Below are 14,014 nucleotides of genomic sequence, written 5' to 3'. Positions count from 1 at the left end.
TCCGTTAATGTAACTTAAAATCTTGCAAACGAATTAATGCTTGATGTAAAACAGTCTCAGGAATTTCCGCTAATGTTTCATCTTGCTCACGTTTTTTAAACAGCTCACTCAAAAAGGCGCAAACATAAGTCAGTGGAGCTTGTGCAAATAATTTGGGATTATTAAAGAAATCACGACCACGCTTTGCCATCCAAAGAGAATTATCATGCTCAAGCATAAATTTAGACTCTTTAATTAACGCTTCTAGCTGAACCAGTAAATGAGGAAACTCAAGTTTCTGTGAGGTAAATTTTTCACCTAAAAGTGCAATAGAATTAATCGTTTTTTGATTCGGTAGATTACTTATTTTATGAATGTTTTGCATATGCGGCTCCTGAAAAGGTAAAAATGAGCATCAACTCCCTATGATGAATTATTTACAAGCTACTTTAGGTAGCAAGTAACTTTGTACACTTTATCTTAAATTGCTCTAGATAGATGTTTTTGGTACATAGATATCATCAAAAGCATTAACTGTGTCAAAGAAATAAAATAAAAAACATACACTGTAACCTAATGTTCACAAATCATTCATAAGTAAACTACAAGCCCGTTACAAAAACTAAATTTCATAAAATTTGAATCTTATCCAAGATAACAACTTTTAAGCTGAAGCCCCCACCCTTTGAATACAAATATATTAAGGCCAAAACAATAAAACCCCAGTAAGCTGAGGTTTTATTAGTCAAATACGTTAATATTTTAGCGCATTAAAATTAGCGCTCGACGAGAGTATAATCGTTCATTTCAGTATTTTGACGTTGCTTAAGCTGGTCAGCAGGCGACAATAACAATGAAATACTATCTTCATTTGATGAGAAGCTTCCTGAATTCGGATCAACTGGTTGAAAACGGCGCATAAAACTTTCCACAAAATCTTCATCCATAGATTCTGTTGCAACAATAGACACCGCTATATCGCTGAAGTCTTCAGGTGATAAAGGTGAATCTAGCTTTAAATCAGGGATAATGACTTTGCCATCACTACTTGGCACGCTATATATAATGTGCGTTAGCGCCGCATTAGGCCCTGTCGTTTCTGTATAGTAGTAGCTACGCTGTATTAAATCATTGCTTGAACTAATTCCAGGTGCATCAAATATATAGCTAGTCCCATTATAGCTAATCTCCGGATTTCCAGAGTCATCCATATTCGCCATTAAACTGACATCTAACGTATCAGTAAACCTTGCATTATGATGAAATTTCCAATCATTTATTGACCCCGTAGCAGTATATAACCACTCAGACTCATCATAACTAAATGGAAATGACTTTCTAGTATCTAAAGTTGGGTCAAATTCAGCGTCAAACCAAGCGTATGTATAATTACCTTTTTTAAGGCTCACCGCTAAACTTTCAAGGCCATTAAGGTCAAAGTCAGTATACCAATCTAAGCTGTCCGGAACCTCGCTTAATTCTGTAGCTGTGCCATTTAATGTACTAAAACCATAAGCAATTAAATCATTACCATCACCGTTATACCCTTTGGCTAATACTTTTTCATCTGTATAAGCACTAGTCTTATAGTTACGTGTGCCAACTAACAGAGAGGTCGTTTCTTGCGTTGTTATATACTGGAAGTAATTTGATGCTAAACCCTCATCCGTAATAGAGGCTGTACCTGATTTTTTAGAGATTCCTTTATTCGTAGTATAACAATCGCTTCCAGAGCCAGTATTTAATCGGATTAAATAGTCTCCGAGCAATGCTTTTTGTATAGATAAAACTTGGTAATTTTTTGACCCCGGAACATATTCGATAACAGAAACATAACCACCATCAGGCACATCATTTTCACTAAACGTTATTACGCCATTTTTGTTCGTTAAACTTTTACTGTAAATGCCATTTTCATCATGAATATCGATGTTTTGTGGCCCTGTCTTATAAGCAACATACTTAGTGTCAATATTTTGTTCTAATCCGTCAAATATTGTACAGGTTGATACTTCACCCTCATCCAACTTAACGAACTCAAACGTATATTTTTTAACTGACGCCGGAGAACTACCACCGCTACTGCCACAGCCTGTTAATACGCTACAGGCCAATACTGACAATGCGAGTAATCTATTCATACTAAATTCCTTAAAAATAATTAAAACAACGATAATGTAGATGAAATGCAAATATTAAGCCAAAAGAGCCAACTAAACTAGAAGTAAAGTACATTGAATCTAAAGTAGGAATATATACATCATAAATATCCTTATCACATCACGGTTCAATATTCTAAAAATAAGGCAATACTTGATTCAAAAATATTAGCGTCGATAATAAAAATTCCTCAAATATTTCGTTATCGCACAATGGCTGATCTTTCACCTCTTGATCCGTCTCAATAGAGACGGTTTCTCAAACTTAACGTTGAATTTATTATATTTAATTTCTACTACTTAACCATAAACAAAGACCTCACTAACAAACAGTTAAAGTAACTTCTATATTCTCATTTAAAACTTATTGATATGACGTTTAAGTAGAGAATCAAAGGCAAAACGACCACCGCTAAAAATAACTATTTGTAACAATAATGTTGCCCATAAAACATGTTGCGCATAAGCGGCCGCAGCAATCTCTTCCAAGCTGATAACCGCCACGATATTGACAAAAAACAACCCTAATGCAGAAAAACGACTTGCTAGGCCTGTCATCAATAACAAAGGTAACAGTATCTCTGCAACCGTGCCCATGTAAGCAGCAAGTTCAAAGGGTAAAAATGGCACGTTATATTCTTCTTCAAATAGAAATAGCGTACTGTCCCAGTTATTTAACTTAGTAAGACCCGAAGAGAAAAATGCCCAGCCCACATAGAAACGAGCGACTAATAAAGCCACCGGCTCTAATAGGCTTATTTTTGTTGCGATGCGTTGATATGTTTGGCCCGTCGATAAAAATAGGGTGTTTAAAGTGGTCATGGTTAAATCTCTTTTAAATAATGAATTAAATTATGTTTGATGGCATTGAGCAGCCATTTTTCAAATGAAAAGTGAACATCATCACTAACCAGATCCAACGACTCTGCTAATGATTTTTTTGCCATTAACGCTTGCATAAATAGCCCTTCACTGCTGATTAATCGGCTTATACAAGGCTGAAATTCAGGGCGGTAAATCAGCACATCATGGGCCACCAATACGGATGATAAAGCTTGCTTGGCATTGTTTAATGCATCTTCTCGCTGCGTTTTGTCTTGATGGTGATGCGCATCAAAAATATCCACTAACGGGTAATCTGTTTTAAGCAATTGCACATTAGCGTTAAAGATAATAACAAGGTGCTCAGGCTCACCCTCGGCAAGGAGCTGTAATGTGGTTTGGTCCAACACTTGGTCTTTACCCTGTAATGCCCTGTGCACATGCCAATCCAAGGTCGCACAATCAGCCAGATAGGCATAATCTTGGCCAATCTCAGTCGTATTGATAAATGCAGAGAAATCATGCCCCCACTGCGCCCAATCACCTTGATGGGGCGGTGAAAAGCGCAAAAATTGTTTCGTTAAATGTTCACTGACATCACTATCAAGCAATTCAAAAACAGTAGGGAAACTGATGCTTAATGCACGCTGTGCATTGGCGAATAAGTTACGGCGATAAATGTTGATGCCCTGCTCCTCAAAACCATTTAGTGCGATAACCGATGCGTCATCGTGCCAAATCGCCTCTAAAAGACGTTGCTGTTCATTATCGCGTTTAATAGCAACGTTATTCATAGTGCGGCCCTAAAATCATATTCGCGATATCTCGCGCTTTTTGCGCTTCTTTAATCAACACAGACCACTCAGGCAAATTGTTATCCCATTCCACCAATGTAGGCACAGCACCAAAACGTGTTATTGCTTGCTGATAAGCTAGCCATACATCATCGGAAACAGGACAAGCATGATCGTCTATCGTGAGTTGCCCCGCTGATACAGGACTACACCCCGCTAAGTGAATTTGTGCAACACTGTCCTTTGGCAAGACATTGATATAATCAGCGACAGATTGTTGAATGTCGCCACCTTCAAAGTTAATGCTATTAACGGCAATATTATTAATATCCAAGAGGATTTTTGCCCCTGTTTGCTGACACAGTTGGGTTAAAAATTCAGCTTCTGACAGGTCACTCTCATCAAACTGTATATAAGCAGAGACATTTTCAATAATAAGACGTCGACCTAAAAAGGACTGCACTTTGTCCACCTGTTCACACATACGTTTCAAATTTTGATGGGTATGTTTAATCGGTAATAAGTCACCACTGTTGATTAACTGCCCTTGATGATGCCCCCAAGTAAAAGAAGCATGTTCAGACATTAAAAAGGGATCAATATTGGTGGTTAATCGTTTTAGATGCTGTAAATAAGTGGCAGGAATATCAGCTATTGATCCCAGCCCCATCGCGGTCGAATGTAAGCTGACAGGGTAGATTTCCCTTACTTGATTAAGCACAGATAGAGCACCACCACCCTGTCCAAAAAAATTCTCAGAATGCACTTCGACAAAATCAACCTCTTTTGGCGAAGTTAATATGTCGGCAAAGTGTGCATGGCGTAACCCAACACCCACTAATATTTCATGTTTCTTAACCAACATATTCATTCTCCAGAAAATTTATTGAGAGGCTAAATGTAACTTTTTAGCTTCTGATTTCGACAATCCACCTAAGGTCGAACAGGTGCCTTTTTTAACTAATTTCCATTCGCCTTTATCATTATCAATACTTGATTGGCCCGCGCACGAATGGGTACCCGCTAAGTTAGCGCAATCGTTTTGACCCGCTTGTGCAACGCCGTAACATTTCTCTTTACTGGCAGCTTGCGCTTGAGTAACAACACTCGTCGATAAAAACGCAGCTAATGCAGCACTTGCTAATAATTTTTTATTCATCATATTTCCTAGTTTGTTAAATTGAGCGCCACCCATCAGTGGCTCTCAGTAAGTTGTGTTAACCACTGTGTCAGCTTCGATTTTGCTAATCCGCCAACACATTGGGCAATAATTTCATCGTTTTTGACTACAAACAGCGTGGGTACACTGCGTATAGCGTATTCTTCTGCATATTTTGCAGAAGTATCTACATCCAGCTTAATCACATTGATACGCTTGCTCATCATGCTAGCGACTTCGGCTACTATCGGCGTCATCGACTGACAAGGCCCACACCATGAAGCACTAAAAAATAACAATGAGTATTCATGTTGTGCGAGTAATGCCTCAAGTGAGTCTGTCGCTGATAGTGGCTTAATCGTCATCGCATGATTTGACATTATTCGTACACTTTTTCGATTTGTGCTTCAGTTAAACCTTTAATATCAATCCAGTTCACCTGCGCAGTATCGATGTAACCAGGAATGTCTGTATTCCATTTTTTCTGTACCGCTTTGTTGTAGTTCAGGTACAACTTATCACCACGGATATGCCAAGCCGTTGGGTCTGTTTCTAATTTTTTATTTAGCGCGACACCCATTGCACAGAAACCACCGTATTGCGGTGCATACTTGCTAGGTGCAGCTTTAAATAAGTCACGATTGTCAGCACTAGCAAACTGATAGATTGCACCGTTATAAGCAGCTGTAAATTCGTTAGAGCCTTTTGTTGGCGCGCCTTTAGTAAAGTAAGAAACCGTATCGTAACCGCTGATTGCGATGTCATTACTGTTTGCGTTGACTTCAATATTAGCGGCAAAAGTTAAGCTGCTCGCCAGTAGCGCCGTTGATACAAACGTTGATTTTACAAATGTTGAAAGCTTCATATTATTACTCCATGTATTTAGATTTAAGGTTTTAAAGGTGATGCATTTATTAGGTTGTTTTCCTTGGAAGTAAATTTAGCGCTTTCAACAAAGCAAAAGGGATGACATAGTCCTAACATTGAACCCAATCGTCCAAATCTGTTCTAAATGAGGTAATAATGGATCCGTTATCAGTCATTCTTCAGCGCTTCTCTATCAATACAGAAGTATTTTTCACCGGTAATCTCTGCGGTATTTCCAACTTTAATCGAGAACCCAACAAAGGCCACTTACACCTATTGCAACGTGGCGAGATAACCATCATTGATGAGCAAGGTGTTGCACATTTAATCGATGAGCCCACGGTGATGTTTTTCCCTACGCAACACGCGCATCGCATTATTGCCAGTGAAGAAAATCCACCGACATTGGTCTGTGCCAATATCATTTATAATGAAAACACCTCAAATCCAATTGCTGAAGCCTTACCTGCATTGCTGTGTTTTAAACTCAGCGAAAGTCCCGCCTTGATGAAAACCGCACAGTGGTTGTTTGAAGAAGCGTTTAATGAGGATTGTGGCCGATTGCCTATGATTAATTCGTTAACGGATATCTTTATTATTTATGTATTGCGCCATGTGCTCGATAACAAACTCATTGAGCATGGCTTGCTTGCAGGATTGGCTCACCCACAGTTGTCTACCGTTTTGCTCGCAATACATGATGCGCCAGAGCGTCAATGGGGATTACAAGAGATGGCCGAGCTTGCCTTGATGTCACGTTCAAAGTTTTCTGACTTGTTTAAGCGCACAGTGGGTCAAAGCCCTGGGGATTATGTGATTGATTGGCGCATTCTGGTGGCAAAAGGATTGTTATTACAGCATAAACCTGTCGCACTGGTGGCTAATGCAGTGGGTTATGAAAATGGCTCTGCACTGGCGCGCGTATTTAGAAAAAAAATGGGAATATCGCCTAAACAATGGCTTGATGAAACACTTTAATGCGAGCCACCTCTGTCGCGTGATTACCGAGGGTAAACACGCACACTATTGTCGACTCAACCGATTCACAAAATGCAACGATCTGTATTGAAAGCTTATACTTTCAAATAAATGAATAACAAGTTCCATTTAAAAAAGACAATCGTTATTTCTTCTTCCCCCTCCTTTGAAACTCTTCAATGTCAGGTTTGCTGTAAATATGTTCAATTAAATTGGCATTTACTAAAAATCTTTACCATATTTAAGTCATCTAAAAATAGGGTCTTCGAACTAGACCATACAAGAGCAATGAGAAGGAAAGAACATGTTGTCAAATCTGAGCTTTAAATCAAAATTACTCTCTGGCTACGGCTTAATATTATCCTTAATGATAATGGTCACCATCGTTGTTTTTTTAAGTGTTGAATCACTCGTAAAGGAATTTTCATGGGTTAACCATACTCATGATGTATTAGAAACCGCCTCCAAAATTGAAGCATCGGCCGTTGATATGGAAACCGGCATGAGGGGTTATCTATTAGCAGGTAAAAAGTCATTTCTCGCCCCCTATGATAACGGTAAAAATTCTTTTAATCGTTTAGTCGACGAGCTTTCAGCAACGGTTTCAGATAACCCAGCACAAGTCTCTTTATTAAAAGAAATATCAAACACTATCGGCGAATGGCAAACTAAAGTCACTGAACCCGCTATCGCATTAAGAACAAAAATTGGCGATTCGAAAACCATGAACGATATGGCTGACATTATCAAACAAGCAAAAGGTAAACAGTACTTTGATAAATTCAGAGCACAATTAAACACCTTTGTTGAGCGTGAAGAAAAGCTGATGGTAATACGTCAAAAAGAAATGCAAACAACCTACAATATTGAAGAGCTCAGAAGACTAACAGAAAGAGTTGAACATACTTATAAAGTTATTGGTAAAGCACAAGCAATAGTGGCTTCTGCCGTTGATATGGAAACCGGCATGCGCGGTTATCTACTCGCCGGACAAGATCAATTTCTCCAGCCTTATAATGATGGCAAAAATAATTTTTATCTACTGCTCAATGAATTGTCGCAAACCGTCTCAGATAACCCAGCCCAAGTTACTTTATTAAGCGAAAGTAAAGACACTATCGATAACTGGATAAATTTAGTGGTTAAACAGCAAATTGCGTTACGCAGTAAAATTGGTGATAGCAAAACGATGGATGACATGGCAGATCTCATCGGCCAAGCAAAAGGGAAAGTCTATTTCGACAAATTTAGAGGACAAATTAGCACTTTTCAAGAAAGAGAAAGAGGCCTACTCAATGCACGTATGGACTCGTTAAAAAGCACTGAAAAAATGGTACTAAGTGTCGCTATATTCGGGACATTGATTGCGCTTATTGCGGGTATTGTTATCGCCTTATGGTTAACACGTCATGTAATGAATTTACTCGGTGGTGAGCCGAATTACATTGCTAAAATAGCGAAAACCGTGGCAGCTGGCGACTTAAGTATGTCGCTAAAAAGCAATGGTGTAGATAAAGGCATTTTCGCTGAAATGAAAAAAATGATGACAACGCTGCAAGAAAAAGCAGCCTTGGCACAAAACATAGCAGCCGGCGATCTTAATCAAAACGTTATCTTAGCCTCTGACAAAGATACCTTAGGTATTGCGCTACAAGAAATGAGCGACAATTTAAATGACGTATTAGGACGCACTCAACTAGCCAGCTCAGAAATCTCACAAGGCAGTAGTAGCGTTGCAGTTAGTAGTTCAATGTTGTCTGAAGGCGCTTCAATGCAAGCAGGCAGTATAGAAAACATTTCAACATCACTGACAGAACTGACAACACAGATTTCAACGAATGCCGAGAATGCCGACCAAGCACGACAATTCTCAAGCCAAGCACAGGCCGAAGCACTCGAAGGCAGTAATAAAATGAATGAAATGATAGAAGCGATGGTGGAAATTTCAGAAGCCAGTCAGAGCATCGCAGGCTTTATCAGCACTATTGATGATATCGCAGCACAAACAAACTTACTGGCTTTAAATGCGGCCATTGAGGCAGCACGCGCAGGTGAGCAAGGCCGAGGATTTGCAGTGGTCGCCGATGAAGTGCGTAGCTTAGCAGCCAGAAGTACAAAAGCGGCAGAGGAGACCTCTAAATTAATCGATGGCTCGGTAGCAAAAACTAAAAATGGTAGCCTTATTGCCAGCGAAACAGCCACCAGCTTGAAAAGCATTATTGATACAGTAAGAAAAACAACAGAGCTGGTTGAAGAAATTGCCAACGCCAGTAAAGAACAAGCCATCGGCGCTGAAACGATCAATCAAGGTGTGGTCGAAATCGATGGTGTTATCCAAAAAAATAGCGACACCGCACAAGCCAGTGCAGTGGCCTCTGAACAAGTATCATCACAGTCAGCACTGCTCAAAGAGATATTATCCACCTTTAAACTACGTGACAGTTAAAGCACAGTACAAGCTTTTAAATCCTTTTCAGGTTTAACCTTTCGCACTTTAATTCGCGTAGGTTAAACCTGATTTATTATACCCTCCATTAATTTATCTCTGTTTCATAACCGTGTTGCTAATACCACAAACTATGCAGGACTGAAGTTCCACTTCCCAAACAACACGCCACTTAAACTCCCTGCAAGTTCGCCTTTTGGCTTACATCTATTGCTGATGCTACAAGCTATGCATGACTGAAGGCCTTCTTCTGATGAGCAATTAACCTGCTTTTGGAAGTGGGACTGATTGAGATTTGTAAGTTGTGGTCGTTATGCATTACCACGCAAAGCGCTGTCTCTTATACACAAGTGTAAGCTAATCCAGATCGAAGTTTTTGAACATTTCATAGGCTTCTACTAATTTCATTAGTTCTATCCATCCTCGCCAAAAAGCTTTCATACCTACGCGACCGCTTCCTTTGCTGTCCTGCCAGCGGCCTAGCTTAGCAATCGCATAATATACCCAGTAGATTGAGGGTGGAGTTATTGGTGGTGCTGTTTTTTTCTCAGTTGCCTTCCACAGTATTTTCCAACTTAAGCCACTGATATACTCTGTACATGGGATATCTTTCGCTCTCTTGTTATTTTGTGCAATCTCGCGCATTTGATATAATCGAATAGCGATAAATGCCATGATAACTGCCAACCTCTCTATATTATCTCTACACTGTAAGCGCAAAGACTCCACCTCAGTGCCATCTGATTTCCAAACTTTATGAAACTCCTCTACTCACCAACGTAATTCATAATATCTCACTATTTTTTCAGCGTCTTCAACACTCGATATATCCTCAGTTGTGTAGAGCTTCCAACAAAGCTTCTCCTCTTCCCCTATATCACTGACCTCTTGGCATTGAACTATATTTAATTTTAATGAATCACTTCCTTTGCTCTTACTTGGTTTTTTTAATTCAACTTGAGTATAAGAAAGTGCTAGTTTTGCATGCCTAGCTTTACGTTTTCCTCGCTGTGGAATATAGATTTTTTTATAGCCACAAATACTGGCATTATCTAACTCATCAAATAATTTATTATTTGTTTTCGCTAAGCGGCGATTCTCTTTTGCTCTAACTATCATCCGATTGTTGTTACTTATCTGATACTCTAAGTACTCAAACATGTCAGCTTCTCTGTCGCAAACATCAATTACATTATTTGAATCACCCAGCCTATTTGTTATTTCAGAAATATTTCGTTCCCACTTATAGCTCTCTTTTTCTGTTTTTGGACGCTCTCTTTGTTCGTTTTTTGTTCCCTTAACTTTTTCTTCGCGAGTCCAGTAATGTTGATTTGCAAGGCCAAGTGTCAGCTCACTATCCGCGTCGATCATCACAGTTGAATGTACAAATAATGATCTAGCTTTGCTTGTTTTATTTAAGTTTGCAGAGGAGACTTCACTTAAGCCACGACATACCGAATGCTTATATGTCAAGCTAGTTGTATCTTGTACTGCTAATACTAATCGAGTATTTTTCACCTTTTTATCCGTATGGGAAAAACCGGCTTGTGAAATTTCTTTCACACAAATACTGTCATTTCGAATAAAGCTGTATGCCCCTTCAGAGCTCGCGGGGTCTTGGCATGCTTTAACCACAGAATCTCCTATAGATGATGCTAAATCAGATGTTAATTTCACTAAGCGCGTTGTCCTGCGAGGGTCTCCTAAATTGGCCGAACCAAAAATATTCGATGCCCAAGCCTCAGTATTATCAACAAGCATTATTTCCCCTATCGCTAAATAGAAGGATTTGATCATAACCAATAAAAAAGTCAAGGGCATTATTTGTGTATAAGAGACAGCGCAGAGCGTGGGAACGAGATATATTTCTAAGATGCTTACCGTGTTAGTGAGAAAGGTTAATATCAGGTAAACTTGCGCCAACTATCATTCACGTATATTGTCATCAAAATCCACCTAACACTTATCTAATAATGGTCCTCTATGAACGCTAACTCACTTGTCATTCTCGATTTTGAAACCACTGGTTTGTCACCTGATAATGGCGATAGAGCGATTGAAATAGGGGCGGTAAAAATTGAAAATGGTATTGTCACCGATCGCTTTCAAGCGTTGATGAATCCCGGTCGTCCGGTGAGTTATTTTATTGAAGACTATACTGGTATCAGTAATGAAATGCTCAGTGAAGCGCCACCATGCAGTGAAGTTATGCAACGTTTTGCTGACTTTATTCAAGGGCAAAACTTAGTCGCACATAATGCATCATTTGATAAACGTTTTTTAGACAGTGAATTAGCGCGTATTTCACTCGGTTATGAGGGGCAGTTCGCCTGTTCGTTATTGCTATCTCGCCGACTGTATCAAGCTGCCCCTAATCATAAATTAGGCACTTTAATTAACTATAAAGGCATTGTTTCAAAGGGTAGTTTTCATAGGGCATTATACGACTCAGAAATGACAGCAAAGCTTTGGTTAGCCATGCTTGATGATATTCAGCAGCAAGCTGATATTGACTATGTTCCTTTCTCTTTAATACAAAAATTGGCTAAAACAAGCAAAGCCAATGTGGCAAAGCTTTTAGCCAATTATAAATTAGCTCCGGCATCTTAAACGAATCTATTTTAGCGAGACACCTTTTTAAAAAGAGTCTCTCGCTCAGAATAGTGATAACAATGCTGTTACCCGTTTTTTCTAATTTGATTCGCACATTCAGCTAAAACAATCGCACCCGCCGTTGAAACATTAAGAGAATTACCCATGCCATACATAGGTATATGTATCAGGTGATGACTTAGCTTTAATGCAGCTTCACTCACACCCTTACGTTCATTACCTAATACTAAGACACTCGGTGATGGGTAACGAACGCTACTGTAATCAACAGAACCCTGACATAATTCAACGCTATACACCGTATAACCGTTATCTATTAGTGTTTGTAAGCTGTCCGTCGTGCTGTCGCTATATTCAATAGAAACCCACTTAGCCTCATTGCGAGACGCTTTTTTCAACTTCTTATCTGAAATAGTCAGTGCGCCACAAACAACAATTTTTTCGATAGCAAAGGCATCTGCCAAACGAATGAAAGATCCCACATTGTAGCTATTCGTTACATTGTCTAATACCACGACTAACGGCGTTTTAGGTTTACTTAAATATTCATCACGTGCGGGTTTTGTTTCTCTTAGTTGCTCTTTACTCAGTTGTATCTTTGCATCCATTATATTTCTACTCTATATGACTGACTTTATGACTTATTTTTAATAAGGTTTCGTGGCTTAAATCGTATTACTTAGCGATTTCAGTGGTTAATGGTTTGAATAAACTAAAACGAGAACCACTTACTTTAATTTTTCCTGCTTGCCTTGCAAGTGCAATTTCACGGCGCATCGTCGACATGAAGAATAATCGACAAAAGATTAATAAAAACATCACCACAGTAAACAGATAAGTAGAATTTAAGCCTATTAATGCTGTCAGTTGTTTTTCAAAAAAACTGGTCACAATAGCGATAATAAAAATAAAGTATAAAGAATAAGGTTTTTCTACATACACAATGGTTTTGTCTGATTCTTTCTTTTCGTAAAATACTTTCATTGGAGATCCATATAGTGGTAATAATCTTTCTTCAGGCAACGCACGCTTAGGCGCTTCTTTTTAAATTTACTGTTTTTTAGTTTACAGGTTTTTAGTTTACTGGTTTTGGGCTGGTGGTTTCATGCATACTTTCCAACCTGTCACCCTCAACATGATGAATGTTAGTGGTGTAATGCGCGATGCTGTATTCAATATTCATCGAAAAATAGAGGCTTTGTTTAAGGTATTTTTTAATTGTTTGTTCTATTGCCAGACTTAATTTTTGTGTGAATTCATTATCTCGATGAGGCTTAGTTAATAACGAGATGGTCAGCAAGAGATGAGAGTATTTGTATACAGCACAAGGATAAGCACGCGACTTGCATTCGCCCGCACTCATATCCATGTTATTAATCACTTTTTCTAATTCATCGAATATTTTACAGGCATCTATATCCAAATTATCGGAATACTTAATTTCTATATGAGGCATATCAGAGCATCCTTAACGACATTAATCTTAATTAAAAAGGCAGATTACTTAGTTTATTGATTTAATCAACACTTGAAGTCCAGCGTACTCGTTATAGGCCTCTTACTTTACTTGCCATAAAGACAACAGCTTAGAAATAAAACCATTAAAAACAGACTTTCTTTTTCACAAAAAGACATTGTCTTCCAAAACTTAGCGTAAATCATTTACTTTTTATCACTACCAGGCGGTAGCCATTGGGTTGTTGTCTGATGCCTTACTCCCATACTGTGATAAAAATGACGGGCACTTTCTATTCGCGACTCTGTAGTGCATATCAGAGAGCTCCAATCGTGATGGCAACAAACAGCATTCGAAGTGCCATTAAACTTAATAAAACCTTAATTACTAAAATGAGCACGTCATTATTTGCCATGATCCTCAATTTTGTCCCAATGAAATAGCCTACGACAGACCCAATTATCATAAAGGTTAATAGCTGAACATGCTCAAAAAATGAAATGCCAATTAACATAAACACAGGTATTTTTGCTAAGTGGCTAATGGTCATAAACAGAGCACTCGTCGCTATAATTTCATCTTTTGATGTTAAGCGTTTCGTTAAAATAGCCAGTGATAATGGCCCCGTCGCGCCAACAATCAAACCCAAACCCGTTTGTAATAAACCAATGAGATAGTAGTTCTCATATCTTTTCATCAATGTTGAGAAACGTATACTCCATAAATTAAGTAAGATATATA

At 38.7% G+C, this 14,014-nt stretch carries 17 protein-coding genes; 3 read left to right on the top strand and 14 right to left on the bottom strand.

Features of this window, described 5'->3' with window-relative positions:
• Positions 1-4 precede the first annotated feature (4 nt).
• The 8 genes from CXF74_RS15645 to CXF74_RS15610 all read right to left on the bottom strand — a co-directional run bounded on the left by CXF74_RS15645 (position 5) and on the right by CXF74_RS15610 (position 5,778).
• Entirely contained in the window at positions 5-364 is a 360-nt protein-coding gene (locus CXF74_RS15645) for a hypothetical protein (RefSeq protein WP_101083466.1), read from the bottom strand.
• Positions 365-755: 391 nt separating this feature from the next.
• Positions 756-2,120 carry a hypothetical protein gene (locus CXF74_RS15640; RefSeq protein ID WP_101083465.1) on the bottom strand — a complete coding sequence of 455 codons (1,365 nt, stop codon included), beginning with the start codon at positions 2,118-2,120 and terminating at the stop codon, positions 756-758.
• Between the two features lie 375 nt (positions 2,121-2,495).
• On the bottom strand, positions 2,496-2,960 hold the full coding sequence (locus tag CXF74_RS15635; RefSeq protein ID WP_101083464.1) for a DoxX family protein: 465 nt from the start codon (positions 2,958-2,960) through the stop codon (positions 2,496-2,498).
• Between the two features lie 2 nt (positions 2,961-2,962).
• On the bottom strand, positions 2,963-3,754 hold the full coding sequence (locus tag CXF74_RS15630) for an HvfC/BufC N-terminal domain-containing protein (protein WP_101083463.1): 792 nt from the start codon (positions 3,752-3,754) through the stop codon (positions 2,963-2,965).
• The gene (locus tag CXF74_RS15625; protein ID WP_101083462.1) at positions 3,747-4,619 is read right to left on the bottom strand and encodes a DUF692 domain-containing protein; all 873 of its coding nucleotides are present in this window, start codon (positions 4,617-4,619) and stop codon (positions 3,747-3,749) included. The genes CXF74_RS15630 and CXF74_RS15625 overlap by 8 nt, the downstream gene beginning before the upstream one ends.
• 18 nt (positions 4,620-4,637) lie before the next feature.
• Positions 4,638-4,913, bottom strand: coding sequence for a BufA1 family periplasmic bufferin-type metallophore (locus CXF74_RS15620; protein ID WP_101083482.1), 276 nt, complete (start codon positions 4,911-4,913; stop codon positions 4,638-4,640).
• A gap of 35 nt (positions 4,914-4,948) precedes the next feature.
• Positions 4,949-5,293: a thioredoxin family protein gene (locus CXF74_RS15615; protein WP_101083461.1), complete on the bottom strand. Its 345-nt coding sequence runs from the start codon at positions 5,291-5,293 to the stop codon at positions 4,949-4,951.
• Positions 5,293-5,778 carry a YHS domain-containing (seleno)protein gene (locus CXF74_RS15610; RefSeq protein ID WP_101083460.1) on the bottom strand — a complete coding sequence of 162 codons (486 nt, stop codon included), beginning with the start codon at positions 5,776-5,778 and terminating at the stop codon, positions 5,293-5,295. Before CXF74_RS15610 ends, CXF74_RS15615 begins: the two co-directional genes overlap by 1 nt.
• Positions 5,779-5,936: 158 nt before the next feature.
• Between CXF74_RS15610 and CXF74_RS15605 the strand changes: the two genes are divergently transcribed.
• Positions 5,937-6,758, top strand: a complete 822-nt coding sequence (locus CXF74_RS15605; RefSeq protein WP_101083459.1) for an AraC family transcriptional regulator — start codon at positions 5,937-5,939, stop codon at positions 6,756-6,758.
• A gap of 304 nt (positions 6,759-7,062) precedes the next feature.
• Complete coding sequence (locus CXF74_RS15600; RefSeq protein ID WP_101083458.1) at positions 7,063-9,204, top strand: CHASE3 domain-containing protein; 2,142 nt, start codon at positions 7,063-7,065, stop codon at positions 9,202-9,204.
• 357 nt (positions 9,205-9,561) lie between these two features.
• Here the strand turns inward: CXF74_RS15600 and CXF74_RS22230 are convergent, their stop codons facing one another.
• Positions 9,562-9,879 (bottom strand): hypothetical protein, encoded by a 318-nt coding sequence (locus CXF74_RS22230; RefSeq protein ID WP_198552877.1) that lies wholly within the window; start codon positions 9,877-9,879, stop codon positions 9,562-9,564.
• Between the two features lie 96 nt (positions 9,880-9,975).
• Positions 9,976-10,965, bottom strand: coding sequence for an IS4 family transposase (locus CXF74_RS15595; protein WP_198552876.1), 990 nt, complete (start codon positions 10,963-10,965; stop codon positions 9,976-9,978).
• Between the two features lie 222 nt (positions 10,966-11,187).
• On the opposite strand from CXF74_RS15595, the gene CXF74_RS15590 reads away from it, so the two are divergent.
• Positions 11,188-11,814, top strand: coding sequence for a 3'-5' exonuclease (locus tag CXF74_RS15590; protein WP_101083457.1), 627 nt, complete (start codon positions 11,188-11,190; stop codon positions 11,812-11,814).
• Positions 11,815-11,882: 68 nt separating this feature from the next.
• On the opposite strand, the gene CXF74_RS15585 is transcribed toward CXF74_RS15590, so the two are convergent.
• The 4 genes from CXF74_RS15585 to CXF74_RS15570 all read right to left on the bottom strand — a co-directional run.
• Positions 11,883-12,425 (bottom strand): TrmH family RNA methyltransferase, encoded by a 543-nt coding sequence (locus CXF74_RS15585; RefSeq protein WP_101083456.1) that lies wholly within the window; start codon positions 12,423-12,425, stop codon positions 11,883-11,885.
• A 67-nt stretch (positions 12,426-12,492) separates the two neighbouring features.
• The gene (locus CXF74_RS15580) at positions 12,493-12,801 is read right to left on the bottom strand and encodes a hypothetical protein (RefSeq protein WP_101083455.1); all 309 of its coding nucleotides are present in this window, start codon (positions 12,799-12,801) and stop codon (positions 12,493-12,495) included.
• Positions 12,802-12,892: 91 nt separating this feature from the next.
• Positions 12,893-13,273 (bottom strand): hypothetical protein, encoded by a 381-nt coding sequence (locus CXF74_RS15575; protein ID WP_101083454.1) that lies wholly within the window; start codon positions 13,271-13,273, stop codon positions 12,893-12,895.
• Positions 13,274-13,589: 316 nt separating this feature from the next.
• On the bottom strand, positions 13,590-14,014 hold a 425-nt coding region (locus CXF74_RS15570), incomplete at its 5' end, for a TSUP family transporter (protein WP_332870277.1).

Source organism: Psychromonas sp. Urea-02u-13, assembly GCF_002835995.1.
In the GTDB taxonomy this organism is placed as follows: Bacteria; Pseudomonadota; Gammaproteobacteria; order Enterobacterales; family Psychromonadaceae; genus Psychromonas.
This window is presented reverse-complemented; position numbering and strand designations above follow the sequence as displayed.